This window comes from Arachidicoccus sp. BS20, assembly GCF_001659705.1.
In the GTDB taxonomy this organism is placed as follows: domain Bacteria; phylum Bacteroidota; class Bacteroidia; order Chitinophagales; family Chitinophagaceae; genus Arachidicoccus.
Genome location: NZ_CP015971.1, coordinates 1,787,314 through 1,813,789 on the forward strand (window position 1 = coordinate 1,787,314; position 26,476 = coordinate 1,813,789).

Here is a 26,476-nt window from a genome sequence, read left to right on the forward strand (position 1 = left end):
GGGATAATTGTTTACGGTCGATTGTCCATTGTTAATTGCCCGGCGGCATTCTTTTCCAGCATCTCTATGATACCTTCATTGCGGATGATGACCATCCCGTGGCGGTCTGCCGTGATGCCTTCTTCCAGCTTGTAGGTATAGACGGGGTTGTGCCCCTCCATCTTCGTGGGAAGGTATTGGTATTGGATATGATTCGTTTGTTGTTGTAAGATGTCCCCGGCTTCAATGATATGCGTGGAGATGATGAACAAACTGCCCGTCTTTTTGGCGAACCCTTCGACTACAGCTACCGTGGCTTCCCCGGCATCTTTCACGTTCGTTCCCCTAAACAGTTCATCGAACAACACGAACAGTCTTTTGCCGGCGTGCAGTTCCTGTGCTACTTTTTTTACCCTCAGTACTTCTGCGTAAAAATGGCTGGCGCCCATCCCGAGGTTGTCCGGCAGGTTGATGGTGGAGAACATGCCTTCCAGCGGCGTGAACGTCATTTCCTTTGCAGCTACCGCGAAACCGCAATGCGCCAGATAAACAGCAATCCCCACGCTTTTCATAAACGTGCTCTTGCCTGCCATGTTCGCCCCTGTGAGAAAGACGACATTATGCTCTTCGTCTATCGTGATATCGTTGCCTTTGGCATTGGCTACAGCAGGGTGTTTCACGTCTTTCAGCTGAAGGCTTGTTGCATTGCCCTCTGCATATTTTGCTGCCGCAAAATTCCACCCGTGTTCTTTGGCAGTTTGACCCACGGAAAGGTAAGCATCCACACAATACATATAGTGCAGCAGCCTTTTGGATTCCTTGTAGTGCCGGAAGCGCAGGATGTTGTCATAAGCAACGAGCTTGTCCTGCGGCAGCTTGCCTTGGGTGTTCTCCGATAACAGCGGAACAAAAGCTGCTTCCGACAAGAGGGCTTCTATATTTTTTCTTTCTTCCGAATAATCCTTGTTGTGCAGGGCAGCTTCCCCCTGTATAAAAGCGTTCAGCTGTTGCAGCAGCCTTGTCAGCGAGCTGATGCCTTTAACAATCGTTTTATAGCCTGTATCTGCCGCTACCAACCCGGACAGCTTCTGCCCCAGGCTTTGCTGCTGTGCCGTCAGACGCGTGCGCTCGTCACGCTCCGACAAGTACTGCTCCGCCCCATCGAACAGCTCTCTGTTAAACGGAAAAGATGTGCCCGCTGCCCCGAAGTACCGAATAATGCCCGTGCGGCGGTTGATGCTGTCCGCATTATCCAAAGGATAACGAAGCCATTCTTCCAGCACCGCTCCACCGCCACGCGTGAAAGAACGGTCATACATACCAAAAATACCACCGCCCTTTCCAAATATACCTAAATCAACTAACGTCTGATTATCTGTAGAAAACATCAGTATCCTATTTTTTTAAAAACAAAGAATTTTATTTACGCTTCCGGCGAATCAATAAAATAGAACCGAAGATGAGTAAAATACATGGCAATACCCAAAGGAAAATAATCTTCAATACAGCTACTCCTTTATCAGAAAGGTTTAAATGATTATCCTTCGATTTTGGCCTGGTTGTATCTATCGGAAACTGACCGTATGTGAACCAGCCGAACAATGCCGTGCTCAACTGAAAGTTGGCCGTTCGTATGTTATTTCGACTTAATTCTGCATTGCTCATCATATCGGCATCGCCTGTTACGATGATACGCTGCTCTTTCCCGCGAATATTTCTTGTAAGGGCAATCACTGTTGGAAATCTTTCTTTTACATCTCCTAGCTCAGGATTGTAAGTAACCGCGGCGGAATCAAGCGCAAAACTACCTTTCTTCAGCCAGCTTCTGGAACTATCCGTCATCAGCAACGGGCTTACTTTGAATCCGTTCGTATCACTATAAGACAAGGCTGCAACGCCTGACATAGAAACCCGGATGCTGTCCTCAAAAACACGTTGTAACGACTTTGAAATGCCTGCCGCATTCTGCGTAAGGTATGGCAACACGAGGTTCGGTGCATATTCTGAACTCTGTTGTACCAGTTGCCCGTCCAGCAACTGAACACCCAGCGTTTTTAATAATGGATTTAAGATATCTTGTTTGCCCGGTTCTCCCATAATCATCAGATTGCCCCCACTATTGATATATGATTGTAACTCATTAAATGCAGTTGGGGTAAAAGCGGTCTTTGGGTCGGCAATCACAAGCGCAGTGATGCCGGAAGAAAGATTTGTATTACTATTTAATGATACCGTATCTATATCAAATCCCTGATTAATGAATGCATAACGGAACGGTTTTTCGCTGGTCAGCACTTCATAATCCCTGTCGCCTATTTTTTGCGGGCTTCGTTCAAGGTCTCCCGTAAGAAAATCAATCTTAGGCAATTGAACGGTTAGACGCTTTAAAGCTGCCGACACTTCCGTTTCAGAAGGATAAACAATAAAATCATTGAACAAACGAAGAAAAGTAGTCCGTCCTTTGTATTTCAATTGCATTACATACCTGTTGCCTTCCGGGCGGAGGTTAATTTCTTTATGAATTTCCGCCGGTGTCTTAAATTCTTTTATATCCATCTTAAACACTTTGGCGTAGCGTTCCGCTATTTCCTTAATAGACTTACCGGGATTGTACTTATAGAAATTCTTATCAAAAGTACTGTCGTAATAATAAATATACTCGTGGTGCATTATAAAGCGAGTTTTATTTTAATGTTGTTGATATTTCTATTGAAGATGAATTTGTTTAAATATTGAATAGTGGTGAGAGCTGTTATTTTAGCGAGGATTCTTGTTTTAAAACCTTCAAAAGATTTTGCATAATTACGTCTAATCATAAACTGGTCGCATAGCTGTGAAAATAAGGTTTCGATTCTTTTGCGGCATTTTCTGAAAAGGTAAAATTGTGGTTTATACTCTTTCTGGTTTATTCTTTTAGGCACTTCCAATTCAATATTTACTTCGTTAAACAAATCCAATTGTATGCTTTGAGAGAGATAACCTTTGTCGGCAAGCAAAGTGCAATCGGACATTTGCGATTTAATATCTTGCAGATAATGAATGTCGTGAACGGATGCGGGCGTTATATCAAAACTTTGGAAAACACCGTTCACAGAACACACGGCGTGCAATTTATAGCCGTAAAAAGGTACGTTCTGCGAAGCACAGAAACCTCTGTCGGGAAAGGCACAGCTATTTTCTTTACAGATTTTACTTCTGGAAGAACGAGACATTTTGCAGACTTCCAATGGCATACTGTCCACTACAAAATAGTTTTCAAACTCATTAAATTGCATAGCCATTTTCTTTCTCAACATTTCTATGCAGGGAAATAGTTTCCGTTTTCTTCTGTTATAAACGCTGCGTTCTATCTTGGATGCAATGCCAAGGTCGTCTATTTCTCTAAAAAGCTGCCGTTCAGAGTCTATGGATTTAAACTCCGCCCAAATGACTAAACTTATCAACTCTATATCGGACAGTTTTGGTTGTATCGGTTTGTAATACATATTTTCACTTTCTGTGATTTTGCGTAATTCATATAGAATTAGTTCGTAACTTGCCTTCAGGTTGCTCATAATTGTATCTGACTGGTAATCAATACAATATACGACTATTTAGTCTAATGAGCAACTCTTTTTATAATGCACCACGAGTTAGATTAACTCAAAATTACACGAATGGACTTGTCGGTTGAATTCTTATTTCATAAAAGTAAATTGATATTTAAAACACTATATTAAAAATTTAGAAGCAACAATGACCGCTGATAGTGTACAGATAAATGGGCTTTCCATGATTTTTTTATATTGGGAAAGGGCTACACATAATGTCATTATCAGCAACTTTTCCGTCAATAAAATAAAATACAGCTTTCGTAAATTTGAGAATTGTCGTTAACCTTTAATGCAGCTGTACTTATCAACCCGCTGTAAATCCCACTGAAAGTATCCCCCGGAATATGGGGGTTAAGATCGGCGGGTTTTCCAATTTTAAAGTTTTCACTATACTTCCAAAAAGCAATAATTGATAAGAAAAAACATTTTATACCTAAAAATTTTGTGTTTAATAATGTCCTCTGCATATAATGGTTGAATATTATTTGTTTGGTGGTTTGTTATTCATCAACAGATAGGACAACTTCGGATTACTCCTAATTTTTTCCATTTCTTCATCGATAAGACGAATTATATCGTTCTTAATCTGGATAAAGTTATTCTGAATAACGATATTTTCCACCTTGCGTTTAGGAATGCTTTTATAGGCAACTTCTTCCACATTAATTGCATCGGGGTTATTCTGAATCGTACAATGAAATGCTTTCTGGCTCAATTGCTGGTTAGGATTATCTGCCAACACACCCACAAACTCGCCGGAGCTTAATTTAGCAATTTTCGCAGGCGGTACCGCTAAATCCAATTGTGTGGACTTACTAAGTGACGTATCATTCGCATTAATAGAAATACTCTCTCTCGTCTGTACAATTTTACCAATCGTTTCAGAAACTTCTTTAGCCGTTTCGCCCGTTGCCTGCCCGCAGAAGATATTTCCTGCCAGTGCAAACAACACATCCGCCTGTTCTTTTCCATAGTTTTTCCGCAACTGTTGCAAATTCTGGATTGCCAGATATGTATTGATTTTATAACCCCGAGCAATTGCTAAAAAGTTCTCGATACCATTGGCAAAAATCGAAGAAAATTCATCAGCGATGATAACGGATTTCATTTTGCCCTTTTTCGGTAAAATCCTGAACAAGCGTGTAAGATATAAAGATACAACCGCCCCATAGATTTGTGTCTTTTCTGGATTATTTGCCAATACAACAATCTTCGGGTCATCCGGATTATTAATGTCCAAAGAAAAATCATTGCCGCTTAAAACATAATACAAGAGCGGCGATGACAAGCGTGCCAAAGCAATTTTTGCCGAAGCTGTTTGCCCTTCTAATTGCTCCATTGCTTTATTTTGAAAAGCCGTTATAAAAGGATTGACGAGGACTTCAATTTCGGGTTCGCTTGCCAACACGGGAAAAAGTTCCGTATAATTCATCTGCATCATTTCGATGGCGTGAGGCAATGTGCAATAAATGCCGTCTTTGTATTTTTTCAGATACCAGATTATCGCTGTCGTAAAGTTGATAGGGCTTTCCACAAAGAAGTCGCCCTGCTTTTTTATCCAATCCATATTTAAGCCCAATAAAATCGTTCTTGCACTTTCCGAAGCATCGGTAATATCATTCATCAGTGCCGGTTCCAGGGGGTTACAACGATGAACCGGCTCGTCAAAATTGATGATAAAAAAGCCCGGTGTTTTAGTATAAAGGTGCTTGGACTTCAGCCAGGAGTTATAAGCAATCTTCGCCAGGTCATCATATTTAAAATCATAAATTAACGCGCTGAATTGCTTTTTCTCAATAGTTTGCTTGATGATTTCACGGACGAGAAAGAATGTTTTTCCCGCGCCCGGACTTCCGATAATAATACACAACCTTGCAGCGTTGATGATATTTAACCACATATCATGCACCTTACCTTTCAGGTTATATTTTGCCGGAAGGTTTACGCTAAACTCGTTTTCCAATAACCTTTCTTCCTGCGGAAAAGTTTCATTTTCCAAGTTGAAAATATCCTTGGCAAGCTTCACTTTTAATATGCGGGAAAGGTAAGCACCGCCTGTAAGGGTTAGCAGATAGCCGATGCTTGTCATGCCCATATAAAACAAAGCTAAACGCACAACATCGCCTTGAGCATATAATAAAATATCTGCAACAAAGAATAGAATCATGCCCGGAATTAAATATGCCAATGCTGTTTTTATAGAAATCTTTTCGTCTTTCCTGCCTTTGACGCCTGCTAAAAAAACAGCAAGCAAACCAAGAACAGACACCTTTACTTTCCATACTTTTTGGAATGCCGGAAGCTTGTTGAAGTTCAGCATCAGCTTATCCACGATGCCTGCCGTTAAATGCCAATACTCAAAAGCAACATGGCAATAAACATAAAAATGTATCAGCAGAACAGCAATGCTGACAAGCCTTGTTAAGTCCATAATGGAGCGAAGCCCTTGTTCATTTTCTCCTGTACTCATATTGATTGGTTTTAAAAGGGATTACCAATTGGGTTTACGTTTTTTCTTTTTCTTAGGGTCTGTGTTCATGGAAAACGACGGTATATTGGGTGTGTCCGTCAACACTTCTTTGAGAAAATTGGTAAAGTGCTGAACAAAAGAAACAAGGGGAACGGAATTTTCTGTATGCCTTTCAACTTCTTCGTTCAACTTCTCTACGACGGAAGCGGAGATATTTTTGTTTCTGAACCATGCATCAAATTTTCTGTCAGCCGGTACAAAATTGTGTTCTTCTGTTTGTTGTTTCCCAAAAGCATAATGCAGGTTCTCTTCTTCATCTGAAACCACATGAATCCTTAATCCCTGTGCATAAAGCGATGCAATCGCGTGGGAGATACCTCTGGTATAATCGGTTTCCGATAAAACCTTTTCGACAAATTCTTTGTTTTCTTTGCGTTCTTTTTGTTCTGCCAATCCCCCCATGCCGATGCGTTCCATCAATCGTTTGGCACTATATGCTTTGCCCAAATCACTGCCGTTGAAAACGGTTTTAGTGTTATGGTCAATGAAAGTGATGCCGTAAACCATTGTTTCGTTTTGATGAAACACCACGTCAATATTTCTCTTTTCCAACTCACTTTTGAACGCTTCTTTTGTAGGAATAAATTTGGATTGCAATACTTTGTCAATTGTATTCTTCAACGGTTCTTTGAAACGCAACCGCTCGTTTTTATTGGTATCAAACAGTTTTTCAAGATTAGAAAATGTCGGCTTTGTATAGATAGAACTCGCTTTAATCGGCACGCCAATTTTCTTCCTCGCAGCATCCAAAACAAAATAGCTCAACCCTTTTTTGTCGAACATTTTCGAACCTTCTTCACCGCGATAAGCTGTCACGTTGTACCGCTCCAAAAGTGTATTGAACTCCTGCAACGACGTGAACTTGTAATCACGGACAATTGCCCGAACAACATTGGATACCGCCGCTTTGGTTTCCGATTTTCCGTAAATTACTTTTTCTACAATAGGTTTCAAGGCTTCGTTTTGCGATTTTTTCCTGCCGTCGGCAACAACAAGCCCGAATAATTTCTCGATTTCTTTTCTGGCTGTTTCTGACTTTTCTATTCCGAGATGGTGCAGGGAAATACGCTCGCCGCCGTCTTTAATATTTGTCGTAACGATGTGCAGATGCGGATGCGCAGCATCAAAATGTTGGTACAACAGATAAGGCTGTCCTGCGAAACCGATTCCTCCTATATAAGCATCTGTAATGGCAAGCAGCGTTTCTTTGCTCAATTTTTCCGAAGCATCAAAGTTTAAAGAGATATGCACTGTATTGACTATGGTGCGCGTATTTTGTTCTGTAAGCCGTTGAAAACGCGACAGCTTTTCGGAAAATAGCATCTCATCTGCCGCAGGAAAACCCACCGCATCCAACAGTGCTGCTTTTCCTTCTGATACTTTCTTTTCGTTGTAATTCAACGCGCCTTTAATGCTTTTGCCTGTCATTATTTTTGCAACCATTTTTTACCAAGTTCTGTAATGAGGGGATATAATTCATCGACTTTTTTGCCGACACTTTCAAATAAAGAAGCTGTCTGCATGGAGTGATATACTTTTTTTGTCGGGCTGCCCTCACTGTTGAAGTATCGTGTAATCTGGTTAATGTTCACGCCGATAGCGTGCAATTCAGAACGGATGGCTGATAACCGCTCCATTACCTTGTCCAAACTTTTATCATGTGTAACGACTACAATCTTCTTATAGTAAACAATATCGCGCAGCAGTTCGCTCATGCTTCTGTACTGCGAATTTTTCAGCTTGCTTTGCAGCTCCAGAAACTTTTGCTCGTCTATTCTTGTTTCTATTCTGTAAGGAAGTTTATCGTGAGGTTTCATAAAATTGTATTTAAGGTTTATTCAAAAAACGATTTCAAAAATTCAAAATGCGAATGCCGAGTTGCGAGGCATTTGTAAACCATCGCTTCTGACTTTGGAAGAAGCGCAAGATTCGTTTGTAGACAAACGTTCATCTTGCTCGTTGCCCGCGCAAGGTCAATGCTCCCGAATAGCCGTCTTTTAAGACCTTTAATAATGTTAGCAGGGTAGGGGCTATAAGCCTGTTGAAGCTGTTGAAAAAAGAAAAAGTCAATTGTTGCTATCTGTGGATTTTCATGTTTTCCGGTATTTGCTCCAAAGGATTATGTAGAGAAACCAATAACGCATTTAAGTCTTTGGCTTCGCTGTATATATGACTATAATCTTTGTAATTGTTGCCATGTACCAATGCTTCGGCTGTCGCGGACTTGCCGCGTGTATCGTTGTCAAGCAACATCATTTTGTTACCGAACGCATCCAATACATCGAATGAACTTCTTAAAAATGAAAGCGAGTTTAATACCAAAAAATTATCTGGAACAGGTGCATCAATCCGGTTGTGAAAATGCAACAACTGAAACGATAAAAAACTAAAGAACCCTTCAATAACAGCGATGGATTGTTTACGCTTGGGTTGCTGTCTTGCTTCTTTTGATGACAGGTTTGGAATAAGTGTTGTTGCTTTCGGTGCGCTGCTGCTCTTGAAATTCTTGGAGCGTAATTCATAGCCGCCTTTATCATTTTTGAACCCCAACGCGGTATAAATCCTTTCATTGCCCGCTACACTCTTATTCAGAAAATCAACTTCTTTCAGGTATTGATTGGCAAGGTCAAGCGGGATGCAACGCTCTCTTAAATAAGACTTCAGATAGAATTTAAAGACAGGTCGCTCTGCAACGATTTTGATTTTTTTATCGTCAGGCGCAACTGTATTTTCTGTTGCATTTCTCAAAAAGATGCGTTCGTTTTTTTCAACTTGTTGCCTTGGAAATACAACAAAATCTTTGAACTTTTGCAGCAATTCTGCATGGCTGCATCCGTGAATTTTGATGCCCAAGTCAATCAAATCCCCGCCGATGTCGAGTGAATGGTCATACCAAATCCGGTGCTTGTCATTGACTTTAAACGACGGTGTTTTTTCTTCATGAAAAGGCGAATGAAACCAAATATCATTGCCTCTTTGTGCAGCCGGATGATGTCCCAGACTTGCCAAATAAGGAATAATACGAATACGGGCTTTTGCTTCTTTAAAGTTGAAATTACTGTTCATGGTTATCTTCTTTTGCGATGAATGTTGTGGTTAAATTTGTTTTCTCTGATGTTCTCATCATAGCTACCGAACGTCGGCAAAACCCGTTCAATAGGTTCTTTGATGCTGTAGTGATGTTTGATTTTTTTGTCCGAAACAGCGAAGAATTTATGTCCTTTTCTGATGAACGTGTCTTCTTCCAGCTTTGCCCAAAGAGCCAATCCAACGGGGTCAAGAAACCGAATCGGCGGCAGGCGAAGAATTAAAATATGTTCGGGTAAAGGCTTGCTCTCATCGTAATAACGATACACATTCTTTGTGTGTTTGTCGTAACAAAGCAGTGATGAATCGTCAAAAATCTCCGTCATGTCATTGAAAAAAATCCGGTTATGCGGCGCATCTTTCTGGCGTAATTCATTGAGCTTTGTATCAATATAAAATTCTTCTTCGCCGAATTTTATCATGGGTAATTCCCGTAACTGTTGCGGCATGATTGATTATTTTAAAGGTTGAAAATTTCAAAATCGTTCCGGTCGTTCCGTTTTTGTTCCACCGGAAAATGCTAATTCTTTGATTGTAAAACATTTAAACAGCATTTGCCGTTCCGTTCCGGTTTGAGCGCGCCAGCGTTCCGTTTTTGTTCCGTTTTTCAATTTTTCGTTCCGTTTTAAAAAATTAATTTTTTGATTTACAACTGATTGATACCTGTTTTCCCGTTCCATATCTGCACATAAAAAATGGAACGACGAGCATAAAAAGGAACATTATGTTTCTTTGTTGTCGCCCGGCGATAACCAGCGATGAATGGTGCCTTTACCTTTGTTCAGAATGCGGGCGATTTCATCAAAAGACTTGCCCGATTTACGAAGTGCAACAGCAATATCTTTTTGTTCTTCTTTATCCCGTATTTGATGAATGCCCACGTGTTCCGCTTCATTGACTTGTTCCTCTTTCAACTCAAACCACATCGTGTAAGGATTCATTTTTAAAAGTTTCGACTGCTCGGCTTCTTCAAAATGGCGGGATTTGCCGCGTTTGAGAATGCGTAAATTTTTATCCTGACAACTGCGCCGAAGAAAAAAATCGCCGTCGACTAAATCTGTTTTCACGCCGCTTCCCGTTTGCAAATCACTTTCACTTAACAGGGATGTTGTGTGTTTTCTGAAGTGGTCTGTAACCACAATGGAAGTCTTGGAACTTTGACACAAAGCGAGTAACGTAAACATGAGCCGTGTGATTTCACGGTTGTTATTGGTGTCCACATTTGTAAATGCCATGCGTAAATTATCAATCACAATCAGCACGGGATTGAGTTTCTGAATGATTTGAATGATGTTGGGTAAATCATCCAAAAGATTATTCCTTGTGGTATAAGCCATTGCTTTAAAATTGTCTTTAACCGGTAACGGAACATTGCTTAATAATCGGTTTGCCCTGCGCTTGATAATTCTTTCACTCAATTCGTTGTTGAGATAAAGTGTGTTGCCGTGATGATTAATTACTTCGCCCAAATAGCTGTCCCATTCCCCTGCAATGGCAATGCACAGTTGCATACACAACCAACTTTTGCCGACACCACGAGGCGACGGAAAATGTATCAGACAGTCTTCGGGAATGAAATTGCCGAAGAGCAATTTCATATCGGGAATATCTTTGCCTTCTTCTGCCAAACGCTGCATGGATGTGAGTGTAGGGCGTGCATAGAAGCTGACCTGTTCCGTTATTTTTTTAGTCGCCATGATAGAACAATGGAATGTTATCGGGAAATTGGATATTCAGTTTAATTGCCAGCGTCAAAGGTTTATTAGGTCTGTTATTCCAAATCCATTGGTTGGCTGCCGTCATCCAGTTTTTGACCGGGCAACCACGCTGCGTCTTCCATTTTTTCGATTTGTAATGATTATAAAAAGTGATAGCCATTGCTTCGGGCAATCCTTTTTGAGAAAAATATATTTTGACGAATTTTAAATCAGGCGGTATAGCTGAAGTGCAGACATCATTTTTTCTGTTTTCTTTTTTCATGACTTTAGATTTTGAATAAGTGTGTTTTTAAATTTGTTCATCATAGAATGGATGTCTTCTACGTTATAAAATATCACATTGCCGATGCGAGTAAAAGGTAATGTACGGTTGTCCCGCAATGTTTGCAATGTACCGGGAGAGATGCCCAACAGTTTGCGTACTTCATAGCTTTTAAGCCATTGCTTACTGCTTGAACTTGCCTGCTCTTTATGGATGCTTTTTAAATCTTGTAACAGCTCGGCTTTAAAATCGACAAGGTCGCCGAGCGTAACCAATTGGTCTCTTCTTATCGGAGTGATTGCCGATAGCGGCTTTTGATTTTTGTTGCTCATGGTTTAATTGTTTTGAACAACAAAAGTGTGTGAAGCAAAACACGGCGTTTCACAAGCAACTATATACTACTGTATTATTTTTTCGAAAATTGGTTCGTAATGAATCGCATTGACCTAAATTATATTCGGTTAATGAGAATATTATTTCATTGAATGCAATCTGATAAATTCTTTTTCAGGCAATTACATCTTACAACTAAATATATTAGTTTTATATACTAAAATAATTAGTAACATTGTGCTGCAAAATTCCAATCGTTTTTATGGAACGTCAGATTATTCATTGCGACCTGGACACTTTTTTTGTTTCGGTAGAAAGGCTCTTGAACAAAGACCTGAACGGCAAACCCGTACTCGTTGGCGGCTTTTCCGACAGAGCCGTTGTCGCTTCCTGCTCTTACGAGGCAAGAAAGTTCGGCGTGCATTCCGCCATGCCCATGCGCTTGGCAAGACAGCTTTGCCCGCAGGCAATTGTCGTTCGCGGCGACCATGACGAGTACAGCAGATTTTCCCGTATGGTAACAGAGATTATCGAAGAAAGAACGCCGGTTGTAGAGAAGGCAAGCATTGACGAACACTATTTGGACATTACCGGCATGGATAAATTCTTCGGCTGTTGGAAATGGGCGCAGGAATTACGGCAAAAGATTATAAAAGAAACGCACCTGCCGATTTCATTTGGTTTATCCGTCAATAAAACCGTTTCCAAAATTGCCACAGGCGAAGCCAAACCTTGTAACGAAAAACGGGTAGATACGGGAACGGAAAAACCATTCCTTGCGCCTTTGTCTATCCGTAAAATACCGATGGTTGGCGCAAAGACTTATACGCAGTTGCGGAACATGGGCATTTCTAAAATCCAAACCTTGCAGGAAATGAATGTGGACACCATTCATAGAGTATTGGGAGAAAATGGCGTAACCATATGGCGCAAAGCCAATGGCATCGATAATTCATTGGTATTGCCTTATCACGAGCAAAAGAGCATGAGTAAAGAAAATACATTTGAACGCGACACCATTGATATGGTTTTGTTGAAACGTGTGATTGCTAAAATGGTGGACGAACTATCTTTTGATTTACGGAAGGAAAATAAAGTAACAGGCTGCATTACGCTGAAAATTCGCTATTCCAATTTTGAAACTTTTACCAAGCAAATGAAAATAAGCTATACCTGTTCAGAAAAAACCTTGTCGGAAAAAGCCCTGGATTTGTTCCAAAAATTGTATTCAAAAAGAATGTTGATAAGGCTTATCGGTATTAAATTCAGCGACCTCGTGGCAGGCGCTTACCAAATAGACCTCTTCAATGATGTACAGGAAGATTTGAACCTAATGCAGGCAATGGATAAAATACGGATGCGTTTCGGGCAGGATAAAGTCATGCGCGCTGCTTGTTTTTATCAAAGCAAAACCGTCTAAATTATGCTATTGAATGTTCATAGTTATTACAGCCTGCGATACGGTACATTAAGCCTCGAGCGAATAGTAGAAGATATGATGCTATGCGGTTATGAGAGCGCCGTACTGACTGACATCAACAATAGTTCCGCCGTATTGGATTTTATCCGGCTGACGAAAGAAAAAGGACTGCACGGCATTGCAGGTATGGAGTTCCGCAACGGCAATGAATTGCTCTATATCGGCATTGCCAAAAATCAACAGGGGTTTAAAGAGTTAAATGATTTGATGACAAAAGCAAAGCGGGAAAATATTCCTTTACCAAATATTGCCCCTGAACTGCACCATGCGTTTATTGTTTACCCTTATGGTAAAATACGACCAAGTGAACTGAAAGAAAATGAATATATCGGCATCAAAGCGAACCGTCTTAATAAAATTGTTACCGAACCTGCATCGCATTATGAACGTTATGTGGTACTGCAAACGGTTTCTTTTCATCAAAAAGATTATCAATTACACAAGCAATTAAGAGCGATTGATAACAATATTTTGATTTCTCAATTGCAACAGCAACAAATAGCACAGCCGGATGAAGTTATGCTTCCGAAAGTTGATTTATTGCAACGATACAAAGATTTTCCTCAGCTCATCAGTAATACGCATAAGCTATTACAGCAATGCTCGTTTGATGTTGATTTTAAAGAAGTCAAAAACAAAAAAACGTTTACAGGCAACAGGTATGACGATAAAAATTTGTTGTACAAATACACGATGGATGGCTTTGCCAACCGTTACGCAAAAAATGATAAGATTGCGCAAGAGCGCGTGATGAAAGAATTAGATATCATCGACAGCTTAAATTTTTCTGCTTATTTTTTAATCACGGATGATATATGTAAGTATGCCCGTTCAAAGCAATATCATTATGTAGGCAGAGGCAGCGGAGCCAATAGTATCGTGGCTTATTGTTTGGGCATTACCGATGTTGACCCCATTACATTAAATCTCTACTTCGAACGCTTCTTAAATCCCAAGCGTAAAACGCCGCCGGATTTTGATATTGATTTTTCATGGAACGAAAGAGATGATATATACGACTATATTTTTAGGCGTTACCCAAAAGGAAACGTCGCCTTGATGGGTGCGATGAGTACCTTTCGTTCAAGGAGTATCATCCGCGAACTCGGCAAAGTCTATGGCTTGCCCAAAGCGGAAATTGACAGAATGATACACGAGCCGGAACACATGCTCAACAAGAACGAGGTGACGAACATGATACTGTCCGTCTATAACCAGATGGCAGATTTTCCCAATCAAAGAACCATTCACGCATCGGGGGTACTTATTTCAGAATTACCGCTCACGAATTATTGCGCTTTGGACTATCCACCAAAGGGGCTACCCACCGCACAGTTTGATATGTATGTTGCCGAAGACATCGGTTTTGAAAAGTTTGATATTCTTTCTCAACGCGGTATCGGACATATCAGAGACTGCCGGAAAATTATCAAACAAAACAGAGGCGAAACGGTTTCCACCGATAACCCGCACCGTTTTTTCAAAGATGAAAAAATTGCGCAGCAATTAAAGTCCGCTAATTCTATCGGTTGTTTTTACATAGAAAGCCCCGCGATGCGACAGTTGCTGACCAAATTGCAATGCGATAACTATTTAACGCTGGTAGCAGCAAGCTCTATTATCCGTCCGGGCGTTGCCAGCAGCGGAATGATGCGCGCCTACATCGAACGGCACCACGATCCGAGCAAAGCGGTTTATCCGCATCCTGTTTTTAAAGAGCAGTTGGAAGATACTTACGGTGTCATGGTGTACCAAGAGGACGTGATGAAAATCGGGCATCATTACGGCGGGCTGGATTTAGCCGATGCTGATGTATTGAGGCGCATGATGAGCGGTAAAAGCCGCAACCCCGAAAAGTTGCAGGAAATCAGGGATAAATTTTTCAATAACTGCAAACAAAAAAATTATCCCGAAGCCACAAGCAAAGAGATATGGCGGCAGATGGAAAGTTTCGCAGGCTATTCTTTTAACAAGGCGCACAGCGCGAGTTTTGCCGTAGAAAGCTACCAAAGCCTTTATCTGAAAAACTATTATCCTTTGGAGTTTATGGTCGCCGTCTTAAACAACTACGGAGGCTTTTACAACCGAAAAGTATATGCCAATGAAGCAAAGCGGGCAGGCGCGAATATCTGTTTACCTTGTGTCAATAAAAGCATTTACAATACGACCATTGAAGGCAAGGATATTTACTTGGGATTTGATTGCCTGCTGAATGTAGAAAACAATTTAGCCAAACACATCCCCGAAGAAAGAAAACGGCACGGCGATTATATAAGCCTTGAAAATTTTATCCTGCGTACAGGCGCGGGTTTGGAGCAGGTTATCGTTTTAATCCGTTGCGGTGCGCTACGTTTTACAGGCACAGGAAAAAAAGAATTGCTATGGGAAGCGCATCTTTTATTAAGCGGCAACAAAGACCAAAAGCCCGAACACAACTTGTTTGAGAATGACGCCAAAAAACCTGTGCTGCCCAAACTCGAAAGCTCTTTGCTCGAAGATATTTATGACGAGATTGAACTCATTGGTTTCCCTGTATCAGCAACGATGTTTGATTTAACGAGAAGCGATTATAAGGGAACAGCAACGGCGAAAGACTTACCGAACTTGGAAGGCGAAACGGTGCGTATCGTCGGGGATTTTATTTGCGATAAAGATGTCCGCGCCAAGAACGGACAACGTATGAAGTTCGGGACTTTCTTTGACCACAACGGCGATTTTATAGACACGGTACATTTTCCGAATCAGTTAAAGCAATATCCTTTACAGGGCAACGGTGTTTATTTAATTCAGGGAAGAGTCGTGCTGGACTTTGGCTGCCCGATGATTGAAGCTGAGAAATGCGCCAAGATGCCTTTAAAACCCGACCCGCGAAGCGTTTAAAAATTATTGAATGGAATATGCTATCGTTGATATAGAAACCACCGGCGGTTATGCTTCGGGAAGTGGCATTACCGAAATCGCCATCCGCATATTTGATGGCAATAGTGTTATTGACAGTTATGAAACATTAGTCAAACCAAGTCATAATATCCCGCTATATATCACTGCGCTTACGGGTATCGATTATGAGATGGTCTGCGACAGCCCTGCATTTGAGGATATTGCAAAAGATGTTTTTGCAATGTTACAAGGGCGCGTGTTTGTGGCGCATAATGTCAATTTTGATTACTCGTTTTTGAAATATCATTTGGAAGATGCAGGCTACGTTTATGCTGCACCAAAATTATGTACGGTGCGCATGGCAAGAAAAATCAAGCCGGGCTTGCGTTCATACAGCTTAGGTAATTTGTGCAATGATTTAGGTATCATAATTGAGAACAGGCATCGTGCAGGCGGCGACGTGGATGCAGCAGTTACGTTGTTTTCTAAATTATTGGAATGGGACAATGAAGGTATTATCCAAGCGATGCTCAAAAAAGGAAGTAAAGAACAACAACTCCCGCCCAACCTGCCCAAAGAAGATTTTGAAGCTTTGCCGAGCAAACCGGGCGTGTATTATTTCCGGGACAGCAAAGGTAAAGTGATTTATGTAGGCAAGGCAAAAGACCTGCGCAAGCGCGTCGCACAGCATTTTACGGGACATAATCCCAACCCGCAACGGCAGAACTTTTTACGGGAGATTTTTTCGATTACTCATGAAGTTTGCGGAACAGAATTAATGGCGTTTATTTTAGAGGCTTTGGAAATCAAGCGCATCTATCCCAAATACAACCGCGCTTTAAAAAAGTATGACCCTAAATTCGGGTTGTTTGTCTATGAAGATTTGCAGGGCTATCAACGGTTATTCATCGGTAAGTATAACAAAAGCCATCTGCCTGTGCAGGTTTTTACAACCAGAGAAGGCGGCATGAATAAACTGAAAGAATTGACAAGGCGTTTCGGATTATGCGCTTCTTTATGCCGCCTAAGCAGTTGCGAGCTGTGTGAACTCATTGACAAGAAAAATGATTTGTTGTGTACTGCCAATCAGCCGCCGGAAATTTATAACGAAAAAGTGAGGCAAGCCTTGTCTTATCTGAAAGAAGATATGCCAGGCTTTTACATTGTGGATAAAGGACGTACCGGCAATGAGAAAAGCTGCATTTGGGTAGAGCAGGGTAATTTCTACGGCATGGGGTATATTGATAATTCGGCGGATATTAATTCGATGGAAGATATTAAAGATTCACTTACACGTTATCAAGGAAACCATTACATCATGCAATTGATTATTTCATTTATGTGTAAATATCCGAAGAAGGTGTATAAAACAAATAACATAGCTATTCGTGAATCGATGTGAATTATAGAAGCCGGTTAGCAAGAAACTTCCGAAATACAGAAAGGACAAAAGTCCTTTCTGTATTTATTCTTTTGAAGTTTGTTTTACAGTGTAAGAAAACGATACATAGTTCACGGAACCGTTATTCCACATTGGCGTAATATTTTTTGCTTGTTCTTTTTCTAAATCTTTCAAAGAACCATTTTCGTTAAAGAGTTTTTCTTTTACCATCTCCATGTTTTCGCTGATGTTTCTTTTATTTGCCCGAACATAGACTTCAGTGGTTTTTATAGATTTCTGTCCAAGCATTTTGCCTATCGTCTTAAGAGGTACACCGTTATTATAGGTAACCTCATTAGCAAAAAAATATCTCGCTCTATGCGTTCTAAGAATAATCTGTATGCCGCGCTCTTTTGCTATTAGTTTTAAGCATCGGTTATAATGTTGGTTGGTCGGAACAGGCAGTAATTTTCTTCTTCTTTGGCAAAGAGGATGACTACCATAACGTTCCAATATTTCTAAACAAATTGGTAGTAGCGGTACCGGTTCATTAACACCTGTTTTGCCACGATTTTTATCAATCCATTTATCTCCATCGATTCCAATGATAACGTCAGATGCATCCAAATTATATAGCTCTTGATATGACAAACCGCAAAAGCTTTGGAAAATATAAATATCCCGAATCTCATTCAAGTCTTCATCTTCAAATTTGTATTTTATTAAATCAATGGCGGTTTCCATAGATAGCCAATTATGTTCCGGTTCTTCATACTTGCATTTAAAGATGGAAAACACATTTGCTCCAACCCATAATTTAGCAACAGCTCTATCCATCATCTCTTTAAGGAATTGACAATATTTGGTCGCAGTATTGGCGCATATTTTATAATAAATAATTAAATGGTTATACAGTTCTGAAATAAAATTATAATCCAGTTCTGTCAAATAAAAATCATCTTTCTTATAACGGTATTGCATAAAATCTGCATAGCGCCGTTTTCTTCCTATTAACTTCTCCAAAGTATTAGCAGAGCGTTGTCCTACCGTAACCAATTGTAAAAAATTAAGCAGGAAATCGTCAATAACCAACAGCAAAGTTTTTGCCCGTTCTTTATTATCAAATATTGGTTTAGACTCTTTTGCCAATTCTTCGATTTTTTCAATCAGCATTTTCTTTTCTTCATTGAGTAAATCGTAAATAGTATCTTCTTTACCGTTATCGTTTTTTTCTGCTTTTTGTACTTTTTTGTGATATAACAGGTATTCATTGATGATGCTGTCTATTTTAAGACCAAAAGCAAGATTCTCCTTTTTTTCCTGCCGTTGTTTTTCCCCATTAATCGGAGTGCTGTAAGAGGCTTTGACCATTGTGGGAGTTACAATACCATACTTGGCAACCATGAGGTCGAAATGCCGTTCAATATCTGTTGTTATCTGCCGGATTTTCTTATTGATAGCTTTGGCATCAGGTGCTGAAGATTTGACAGTTTTGTTTTTGTTGTCCCAATCATTGCTGAATACTTTACAGCCCGTTGAAATCTCATCGCTAAGACCATCAATGGTAATGCGTACATAGATAGGAATTTTGTTATCCCTTGTCGTTTTCGCTCTTTTAAGATAGAAAAGAATGAATAGATTTTGTCTGACATTCATCTTGAAACTTTTTGAGTGTTAAGAATGAAGCCCCTTAAAAGTTTCAGTTGGACTTTTTTCGTGGGTACCGTCTAAGGTAGGAACCCATATAGGTACCCGAATAGGTACCCGCGCAGGATGAATTCGTATGAAATGAAATATATCGCTTTTTTCGTTGAAATGCAGGTGGTTAGTGCATTGGCACAAAAAAACGCGCGAAATTTATCGCACGTTTGTGACTCGGATTGGATTCGAACCAATGACCCACAGCTTAGAAGGCTGTTGCTCTATCCAGCTGAGCTACCGAGCCGTTCGTGAATTGCGTGCAAAAATAGCGGTTTATATTTTACCTGCCAAAATGTAATTTTCAAATCTTGCACTTCAAAATTGGTGTACTTTTGCGACACAAAAAAATAAAGCTATGCGCGCGATACAAATGGTGGATTTGAAAAACCAATACCAAAAACTTAAAACCCAAATAGATAAAGCCGTAATGGATGTAATGGAAAGTGCGGCATTTATCAACGGGAAACCTGTTCAGGATTTTTGCAATAATTTATCCGAATACCTGAATGTGAAACACGTCATTCCCTGTGCCAACGGCACCGATGCTTTACAAATTGCGCTGATGGCGCTTGATTTGCAACCCGGCGATGAAGTGATTACACCTTCCTTTACATTTATCGCGACTACGGAAGTAGTTGCACTACTTGGCTTAACGCCTGTATTTGTGGACGTGGATAAGGATACATTTTGTATGGACATCGAAGATGTACGAAAATCAATTACACCAAAAACCAAAGCTATTGTGCCTGTTCATTTGTACGGTCAGGCTGTAAATATGGAAGCGCTCATGTCCCTGGCTGCCGAATATAATATTCCCGTGATTGAAGACAACGCACAGGCAATCGGCTGCAACGTAACTTTTAGTAACGGAACGAAAAAGAAAACCGGAACTATCGGAACGATTGGAACGACTTCTTTTTTCCCGTCGAAAAACCTTGGCGCTTATGGCGACGGCGGTGCAATATTTACCAATAGTGATGAACTGGCAGCAAAGATGAAAATCATTGCTTCGCATGGTTCTGCAAAAAGATACTACCATGAAATAGTCGGCTGCAATTCTCGGTTGGATACAATGCAAGCTGCCATACTCAACATCAAACTGAAAGAACTGGACAATTACATTGCAGCACGAAATGTAGTTGCAGATTATTACGACACAGCATTTGCCAATCATCCTAAAATTCAAACACCGGCGCGTGCACCATACAGCAATCACGTGTTTCATCAATATACATTGGTTTTGGAAAATGTGGACAGAAACGGCTTACAGGCATTTCTTGCCGAAAAAAATATTCCTGCAATGATATATTATCCCGTTCCGGGACACAAGCAGCAAATGTTTGAAAAATATAATATTCAGTATGAATTGCCTGCAACAGACCGGCTTACGGAGAGAGTAATTTCTTTGCCCATTCACACCGAAATGGATGAAGAACAATTGAAATTTATTACGGATAATGTTTTAGAATATTGTAAATAAAATGGAACAACCTATAATTTTAGTTTCAGGAAAAAACGGACAATTGGGTAGCGAATTACTCTCCGTTTTCATGTCTTACCCGCAATTCAAATTTATTTTTTTAGGAAAAGAAGAATTGGATTTATCGTCCGAAATATCTATCAATGCTGCATTTCAGCAATATCAGCCGGATTATTTTATTAATTGCGGCGCATATACTTTGGTGGACAAAGCTGAAACAGAAAGGGATTTGGCAGAAAAAATCAATGGAATAAATGTTGGCTATATTGCCGAATTATGCAATCAATACAACACAACATTGGTTCACATTTCTACCGACTATGTTTTTGACGGAAACGCAAAAATCCCTTATAAAGCCGATGAAACAACGAATCCGGTAAATTTTTATGGGCAAACTAAATTACTAGGCGAGAAATTAGCTTTAGAAAACAACGAGAAAACAATTATCATCCGCACAGCCTGGGTGTACAGTAGTTTCGGGAAAAATTTTGTCAAAACCATGCTGCGCCTGATGAACGAAAGAAGTGAGATGAGTGTCGTAAACGACCAGCTTGGAACACCTACTTATGCAAAGGATTTGGCGGTTGTCATTTGCAAAATTCTCGCTTCGGAGAAAAAGCAATACGGCATTTATCATTTTACAAACAACGGCATCATTTCATGGTTCGATTTTGCAGTCGAAATTAAAAAACTGGCAGCATCGACCTGCACGATTCATGCAATTCCCACTTCGGCATATCCTACGCCGGCAAAACGTCCGCATTATTCCGTATTGGATAAGTCAAAAATTATTAATGATTATTCCATTGAAATCAAAAACTGGAAAGACAGTTTACGGGAATGCTTTAAATATATGCAGCCGACAGCTTGATTATACACAACGAAAAAAGACCGTTTGGAACGGTCTTTTAAATAGCTTTATTTTATCAAAAGAAAAGCTGTTCTTAAAAACGCTTTTCTTTAATTCTTGCGCTTTTACCGCTGCGTTCACGAAGGTAGAACAATTTTGCACGACGTACTTTACCTACCTTGTTCAATTCGATAGAATCAATGTTAGGAGAAGATACGGGAAAAGTTCTTTCGACACCTATACTGTTGGAAATTTTACGAACAGTAAAAGAAGTCGTAGCGCCGGTACCCTGAATTTTCAAAACATCACCGCGGAAGCTTTGGATACGTTCTTTACCGCCTTCAACGATTTTATAATTTACAGTAACATTGTCGCCCGCTTTAAATTTCGGAAATTCCTTTTGAGCGGTTAATTGTTCCTGAACATATTTTACTGCGATTTGCATAGCTTAAAAGTTTTTAAGGACTGCAAAGGTATGGGTTAAAATTTATTTGACAAAATAATTTTGAAGATTATAAAAGCTAATCGCTGCTTGCGGTTATTCTGCCCCTATTTGAATTTGCAAAGAAACAGAGATAATATTGTTTACACCCTCTGTTTTTTATCTTGTTATTTCTTAAATTTCCATAAAAAACACCACACTACGCATTACTTCTTCAACTACCTTTGTGCTGCTTCTGAAGTTCATCTTTAAATACATTTGCTATGGATGATTTTATGGCTGCACGCTCACAAATGGCGCTCTCACTTGCATTTCACATTGTGTTTTCCTGTATCGGAATGGTAATGCCGTTTTTTATGGCAGTGGCGCATTTTTACTGGCTGAAGACAGGGAATGTTGTGTATAAAAATGTAACCAAAGCATGGAGCAAAGGCGTTGCTATTTTTTTCGCTACAGGTGCGGTTTCCGGAACAGTCTTGTCGTTTGAATTAGGATTGCTTTTCCCTGAATTTATGAAACACGCGGGACCAATTTTCGGTATGCCGTTTTCACTGGAAGGGACGGCATTTTTTATCGAAGCCATTTTTTTGGGATTCTTTTTGTATGGTTGGGACAAATTCAATAAATGGTTTCATTGGTTTACAGGATTGCTTGTCGGCATCAGCGGCATTATTTCCGGCATTCTCGTAGTGGCAGCAAATGCGTGGATGAACAGCCCTTCCGGGTTCGATTTTGTCAATGGACAATATCTGAATATCGACCCGATAAAAGCGATGTTTAACGCTGCGTGGTTTTCGGAAGCCCTCCACATGTGCATTGCAGCAGTGTCAGCTACCGGCTTTGCTGTTGCGGGCGTTCATGCCTGGATGATTTTGAAAAAGAAAAACATACAATTTCATACGGCAGCGTTCAAAATTGCCGTGGTATTCGCGGGAATCGCCGCGCTGTTACAACCTCTAAGCGGCGATATTTCTGCAAAAAATGTGGCAAAACTGCAACCACCGAAACTTGCAGCAATGGAAGCTGTTTATCATACCGAAAGCGGTGTTCCGTTATTGATTGGCGGCATTCCGAATGATTCTGCACAACAGGTAAAGTATGCCATTCGATTGCCTAAACTTTTAAGTTTTCTGGCTTACGATAATTTCAATGCAACAATAAAAGGTATGGACGAAATCCCTGCCAAAAATCGTCCACCGGTTCCCGTTACACATTATGCGTTTCAGATAATGGTTGGCTTTGGAATGCTCATGGCTGTGATTGCCGTGCTGTATTTTATTATTGTTCTGAAAAAGAAAAGCTGGCGCAACAAGCGCTGGCTGCTGAAACTTTTTGCGTACGCTACACCAATTGGATTTATCGCGGTAGAAGCCGGCTGGACGGTTACGGAAGTAGGACGGCAACCATGGATTATTTACGGCATTATGCGTACTAAAGATGCAGTAACGCCGATGCCCGGAATTGCCGTTACTTTTTATGTGTTTACCGCAGTGTATTTGTCGCTGTCATTCATTGTTGCGTTTATGTTGTACCGGCAAATAAAAATGGTAGGCAAGTTGTATGATATTCCTTTAGAAAATAAATCAGTGTAAAATGTTGTACGTTGTAATTGCTTTTTTATGGATGTCGATATGGCTGTATCTTCTTTTTGGTGGAGCAGATTTCGGTGCGGGCATTCTGGAACTTTTTACAAGAGAACAAAACAAGGGAAGAACGCGGCGCACAATGTACCGCGCTATAGGACCGATTTGGGAAGCGAATCATATGTGGCTGATTATTGCCATTGTAATTTTATTTGTGGGTTTTCCAGTAATTTATTCCGAAATGTCTGTTTACCTCCACATTCCTTTAATGATAATGTTATTAGGTATTATCGCAAGAGGAACAGCTTTCTCTTTTCGTCATTATGATGCCGTTGTGGACGATATGCAAATTTTGTATAACAGAATTTTCACATGGTCGAGCCTGATTACGCCTTTGTTTCTCGGCATTATTGCCGGCAGTTCAGTTTCCGGAACAATTGACACACAAGCGACCGATTTCGTTCATGCCTATATTTTTAGTTGGCTTGACTGGTTTAACGTCGCAATTGGACTTTTCACGGTTGCTATTTGTGCATTTCTGGCTGCCGTTTTTTTAGTCGGCGAAGTAAAAAACGATAAAGACAGAAGAAGATTTACAATCAAAGCAAGAAGTGCCAATATTTTTGCAATCATTTTCGGTACGTTGGTATTTATCATTGCATGGCTCGAAAAAATTCCTCTGACTAAATGGATATTCGGTAATGCAATAAGTTTAACAGCCATAATAACCGCGCTTTTATCGCTGGTCTTGCTTTGGTATTTATTGCTTAAAGGCAAAACAAAAATTCTCAGGCTGCTTGCGGGCTTTCAGGTTACGATGATTTTGCTGGCGATTACGTATCCGCACTTTCCCAATATTGTTTTACTTAGAGACGGTTCAACATTGTCTTTACTGGACAATCATGGCGATAAAAAAACCATACAGTCATTGGCAGTTGCGCTGCTTGGCGGGAGTATTTTTATTCTACCGGCGCTGTTTTATTTGATGTATAGTTTTAAGAAGCCGTTGTTGGAAAATGAGTAAATTATTTCAATGACTCTTGCTGTTTATATAAAGCTGCGAACGGCATCAATTGCAGACTGCAGTCTTTCATTGCCTTCTCCGCTTACAATTTTAAAAGGGACGTTTTGATTGATTAAAATATCCAGATAAATTTGAAATAACTCCTTGCGGTTTTTTTCATCGGGATATTCGCGCAGCTCGTCGCGAACCCACGGCAAATCAGTATTACAAAGTAAGTACAAATCGTATTTTCTTTCTACAATTTGTTGCAAGATAAATGAATGGCAATTACCGAAAACATACTCACACCAAACTTTCATCACATACATATCGGTGTCGATGAACAAAATATTCTCTGTTGTTTGTTGCCTGTTGTCCGTTGCCGGATTTTTGTTTTCTATTTTTTTTATACAATCGTCTTCCAATGCAATCTGTCCTTTTGCTATTTCAAGAAGATTGTCGAATGTATAATCTGTTCCATTTTTCAATAAATATTCACGCGCATATTCTTTGCACCATATCGTATGAAAATGATTTGCCAATGCTTCGCAAAGACTTGACTTTCCTGTACTTTCGGGACCAATAACAACTATTTTTTTCAACAATATTTAATCTTTTTTCAGTTCGACAAGCGTGTATGGATTTTCAAAAGCAGCTTTACGTGCGCCGCATTCGTCCTGTATCATAATAAAAGACAGCTTGTTGTCTTTTATTATGATTTTATAAACACCCGCTTCATTGCCACAAGGGCTTCCACCTTGTATTTTCTTCAGCATAAGGGTATCCGCATTTAGTTTGTAGGTCATTTGCTCAATCATTTCTCCGCTTTCGTCCAACAATGAAAGTGTATCTTTTGTAAAACTAAAAGATGCGTCTATATCTTGTCCGGCATAAACAGTGCCGCTCCACTTTGTGTTTGCCAGATTCAAACTGTCTGTCTGCTGCGCCGAAAGCGAAAAAGCCGCGCAAAGCATAATGAGAAGCATGATTAAAGTTTTCATTTGTTTATTTTTTTATGGTTTAAAATTTAATTTATCCAAATAACGCAGCGCATAAAAAATGGTGGTAATGTGCATTGCCTGTACAATTCTTTTTTCGTCCAACAATTGAAACAATTCTTCAAAACTGTATTCTAATACTTCAATTTCTTCGTTATCGTCAAGGTTCTGTCCTTGTATTTTTTTGCCGCCTGTTGCCACAAACATATGCATCAAATTACTGTTGGTCGAAGGATTTGCGGACGTTCGTCCCAACGCATGAACGCTCTCAAAAGCAAAGCCCGTTTCTTCCAGCAACTCGCGGCGAATGGCATCTTCAAAAGTTGCATCGGTTTCATCCACACAACCGCCCGGCAACTCAATGCCTACCTCGCCCAACGCATGGCGGTATTGCTTTACCATCAAAATTTTATCGTCTTCGGTAACGGCAAAAGCCGTAACCCATTCGGGAAATTCAAACACATAATACGGGTCGATGATTTTGCCGTCAGCCCGCTCGCAGCGGTCTTTTCGCGCGGTAAGCCATGTGTCTTTAAAAAGATATTCAGATGAAAGTGTCTTCCATTTTAATTGTTCGTCGGTCATAAAAAATTTATTTTTTGTTTTACCAATTCATTCTTTCTCTCAACGCATTTATATGCGCTGTATGATGCTTTCCGTGCCAAGCATAATTTCCCAACATATACCAAAGCGTCAATTCTTTTTCCGCTTCGGGATGATATAAAGTTTTGTTCCAATCATCATCGCTCAAATCCTGTAAAGCCGATACCCACCTGCGATGCAGTGCATGAAGCAACGTAATGGAAATATTTACAGGCAATGTTTTCACATCATTCAGTTCTGCCCAAAGTTTTTCATTATATGTTTTAATCGTAGGATTATTTTCCGTTAAAACCCACTTAAAACGAATGTATGCATTCATATGACTATCCGCAATATGATGTACCAATTGATGCACCGTCCAACCGCCGCCACGGTAAGGCGTTTGCAGTTGTTCCTCATCCAAATTAATAATTGCATATTCCAGCCTTTCGGGCAACGAGGCAATATCGTTCAACCATTGTTTTTTTAAATCTTCTGAAAACGGTTGCGGCTCATACTTTCCGATGGGATAGTGAAGGTCGGGCATGGTTCTGTTATCTGTTATTTGTTGTCTGTTATTAGTCAATAAGTTAT

General features: G+C 40.1%; 25 protein-coding genes and 1 tRNA gene. 7 read left to right on the top strand and 19 right to left on the bottom strand.

The window, feature by feature from the left end; translation table 11 throughout:
• Positions 1-11: 11 nt before the first annotated feature.
• The 12 genes from A9P82_RS08000 to A9P82_RS08055 all read right to left on the bottom strand — a co-directional run bounded on the left by A9P82_RS08000 (position 12) and on the right by A9P82_RS08055 (position 11,501).
• Complete coding sequence (locus tag A9P82_RS08000) at positions 12-1,367, bottom strand: MutS-related protein (protein ID WP_231891124.1); 1,356 nt, start codon at positions 1,365-1,367, stop codon at positions 12-14.
• Between the two features lie 31 nt (positions 1,368-1,398).
• Positions 1,399-2,649, bottom strand: coding sequence for a Gldg family protein (locus A9P82_RS08005; protein WP_066206455.1), 1,251 nt, complete (start codon positions 2,647-2,649; stop codon positions 1,399-1,401).
• On the bottom strand, positions 2,649-3,533 hold the full coding sequence (locus A9P82_RS08010; RefSeq protein WP_066206458.1) for an IS982 family transposase: 885 nt from the start codon (positions 3,531-3,533) through the stop codon (positions 2,649-2,651). The genes A9P82_RS08005 and A9P82_RS08010 overlap by 1 nt, the downstream gene beginning before the upstream one ends.
• 520 nt (positions 3,534-4,053) lie before the next feature.
• Positions 4,054-6,042, bottom strand: coding sequence for a conjugal transfer protein MobC (gene mobC, locus A9P82_RS08015; RefSeq protein ID WP_066206462.1), 1,989 nt, complete (start codon positions 6,040-6,042; stop codon positions 4,054-4,056).
• A gap of 21 nt (positions 6,043-6,063) precedes the next feature.
• Positions 6,064-7,545 carry a relaxase/mobilization nuclease domain-containing protein gene (locus A9P82_RS08020; protein WP_066206465.1) on the bottom strand — a complete coding sequence of 494 codons (1,482 nt, stop codon included), beginning with the start codon at positions 7,543-7,545 and terminating at the stop codon, positions 6,064-6,066.
• The gene (locus A9P82_RS08025) at positions 7,530-7,919 is read right to left on the bottom strand and encodes a plasmid mobilization protein (protein WP_066206468.1); all 390 of its coding nucleotides are present in this window, start codon (positions 7,917-7,919) and stop codon (positions 7,530-7,532) included. The genes A9P82_RS08020 and A9P82_RS08025 overlap by 16 nt, the downstream gene beginning before the upstream one ends.
• Before the next feature lie 259 nt (positions 7,920-8,178).
• Entirely contained in the window at positions 8,179-9,168 is a 990-nt protein-coding gene (locus A9P82_RS08030; protein WP_066206470.1) for a CHC2 zinc finger domain-containing protein, read from the bottom strand.
• A 2-nt stretch (positions 9,169-9,170) separates the two neighbouring features.
• Positions 9,171-9,638 (bottom strand): hypothetical protein, encoded by a 468-nt coding sequence (locus A9P82_RS08035; RefSeq protein ID WP_066206472.1) that lies wholly within the window; start codon positions 9,636-9,638, stop codon positions 9,171-9,173.
• A gap of 27 nt (positions 9,639-9,665) precedes the next feature.
• Entirely contained in the window at positions 9,666-9,800 is a 135-nt protein-coding gene (locus A9P82_RS15775) for a hypothetical protein (RefSeq protein ID WP_255363920.1), read from the bottom strand.
• A gap of 111 nt (positions 9,801-9,911) precedes the next feature.
• Positions 9,912-10,886, bottom strand: a complete 975-nt coding sequence (locus A9P82_RS08045) for an AAA family ATPase (RefSeq protein WP_066206479.1) — start codon at positions 10,884-10,886, stop codon at positions 9,912-9,914.
• Positions 10,876-11,169: a hypothetical protein gene (locus A9P82_RS08050; RefSeq protein WP_066206482.1), complete on the bottom strand. Its 294-nt coding sequence runs from the start codon at positions 11,167-11,169 to the stop codon at positions 10,876-10,878. Before A9P82_RS08050 ends, A9P82_RS08045 begins: the two co-directional genes overlap by 11 nt.
• Positions 11,166-11,501 carry a helix-turn-helix domain-containing protein gene (locus tag A9P82_RS08055; RefSeq protein ID WP_066206484.1) on the bottom strand — a complete coding sequence of 112 codons (336 nt, stop codon included), beginning with the start codon at positions 11,499-11,501 and terminating at the stop codon, positions 11,166-11,168. Before A9P82_RS08055 ends, A9P82_RS08050 begins: the two co-directional genes overlap by 4 nt.
• 263 nt (positions 11,502-11,764) lie before the next feature.
• On the opposite strand from A9P82_RS08055, the gene dinB reads away from it, so the two are divergent.
• The 3 genes from dinB to A9P82_RS08070 are packed head-to-tail and all read left to right on the top strand — an operon-like array spanning position 11,765 to position 17,264.
• The gene (gene dinB, locus A9P82_RS08060) at positions 11,765-12,922 is read left to right on the top strand and encodes a DNA polymerase IV (protein WP_066206487.1); all 1,158 of its coding nucleotides are present in this window, start codon (positions 11,765-11,767) and stop codon (positions 12,920-12,922) included.
• 3 nt (positions 12,923-12,925) lie between these two features.
• Entirely contained in the window at positions 12,926-15,862 is a 2,937-nt protein-coding gene (locus A9P82_RS08065) for a DNA polymerase III subunit alpha (RefSeq protein ID WP_066206495.1), read from the top strand.
• 10 nt (positions 15,863-15,872) lie between these two features.
• On the top strand, positions 15,873-17,264 hold the full coding sequence (locus A9P82_RS08070; RefSeq protein WP_066206498.1) for an exonuclease domain-containing protein: 1,392 nt from the start codon (positions 15,873-15,875) through the stop codon (positions 17,262-17,264).
• A 63-nt stretch (positions 17,265-17,327) separates the two neighbouring features.
• Here the strand turns inward: A9P82_RS08070 and A9P82_RS08075 are convergent, their stop codons facing one another.
• Together A9P82_RS08075 and A9P82_RS08080 are read right to left on the bottom strand one after the other, a co-directional pair.
• Complete coding sequence (locus A9P82_RS08075; protein ID WP_066206500.1) at positions 17,328-18,899, bottom strand: site-specific integrase; 1,572 nt, start codon at positions 18,897-18,899, stop codon at positions 17,328-17,330.
• Between the two features lie 215 nt (positions 18,900-19,114).
• Positions 19,115-19,188: transfer RNA gene (locus A9P82_RS08080), tRNA-Arg, on the bottom strand.
• A gap of 111 nt (positions 19,189-19,299) precedes the next feature.
• Here A9P82_RS08080 and A9P82_RS08085 point away from each other — a divergent pair.
• Both A9P82_RS08085 and rfbD read left to right on the top strand, forming a co-directional pair.
• The gene (locus A9P82_RS08085) at positions 19,300-20,424 is read left to right on the top strand and encodes a DegT/DnrJ/EryC1/StrS family aminotransferase (RefSeq protein ID WP_066206502.1); all 1,125 of its coding nucleotides are present in this window, start codon (positions 19,300-19,302) and stop codon (positions 20,422-20,424) included.
• A gap of 1 nt (position 20,425) precedes the next feature.
• On the top strand, positions 20,426-21,295 hold the full coding sequence (gene rfbD / locus A9P82_RS08090; RefSeq protein ID WP_066206505.1) for a dTDP-4-dehydrorhamnose reductase: 870 nt from the start codon (positions 20,426-20,428) through the stop codon (positions 21,293-21,295).
• A 73-nt stretch (positions 21,296-21,368) separates the two neighbouring features.
• On the opposite strand, the gene rplS is transcribed toward rfbD, so the two are convergent.
• On the bottom strand, positions 21,369-21,719 hold the full coding sequence (gene rplS / locus A9P82_RS08095; RefSeq protein ID WP_066206508.1) for a 50S ribosomal protein L19: 351 nt from the start codon (positions 21,717-21,719) through the stop codon (positions 21,369-21,371).
• Between the two features lie 260 nt (positions 21,720-21,979).
• On the opposite strand from rplS, the gene A9P82_RS08100 reads away from it, so the two are divergent.
• Together A9P82_RS08100 and A9P82_RS08105 are read left to right on the top strand one after the other, a co-directional pair.
• Positions 21,980-23,308: a cytochrome ubiquinol oxidase subunit I gene (locus tag A9P82_RS08100; RefSeq protein ID WP_066206511.1), complete on the top strand. Its 1,329-nt coding sequence runs from the start codon at positions 21,980-21,982 to the stop codon at positions 23,306-23,308.
• 1 nt (position 23,309) lies between these two features.
• Entirely contained in the window at positions 23,310-24,323 is a 1,014-nt protein-coding gene (locus A9P82_RS08105) for a cytochrome d ubiquinol oxidase subunit II (RefSeq protein ID WP_066206514.1), read from the top strand.
• 23 nt (positions 24,324-24,346) lie between these two features.
• On the opposite strand, the gene A9P82_RS08110 is transcribed toward A9P82_RS08105, so the two are convergent.
• The 4 genes from A9P82_RS08110 to A9P82_RS08125 are packed head-to-tail and all read right to left on the bottom strand — an operon-like array spanning position 24,347 to position 26,468.
• Positions 24,347-24,907, bottom strand: a complete 561-nt coding sequence (locus A9P82_RS08110) for an AAA family ATPase (RefSeq protein WP_231891125.1) — start codon at positions 24,905-24,907, stop codon at positions 24,347-24,349.
• A 3-nt stretch (positions 24,908-24,910) separates the two neighbouring features.
• A complete protein-coding gene (locus A9P82_RS08115) occupies positions 24,911-25,303 on the bottom strand; it encodes a hypothetical protein (RefSeq protein WP_066206517.1) in 393 nt (130 codons plus the stop codon).
• 12 nt (positions 25,304-25,315) lie between these two features.
• Complete coding sequence (locus A9P82_RS08120) at positions 25,316-25,885, bottom strand: NUDIX hydrolase (protein ID WP_066206520.1); 570 nt, start codon at positions 25,883-25,885, stop codon at positions 25,316-25,318.
• A 19-nt stretch (positions 25,886-25,904) separates the two neighbouring features.
• Positions 25,905-26,468, bottom strand: coding sequence for a YfiT family bacillithiol transferase (locus tag A9P82_RS08125; RefSeq protein ID WP_231891126.1), 564 nt, complete (start codon positions 26,466-26,468; stop codon positions 25,905-25,907).
• Positions 26,469-26,476: the final 8 nt, after the last annotated feature.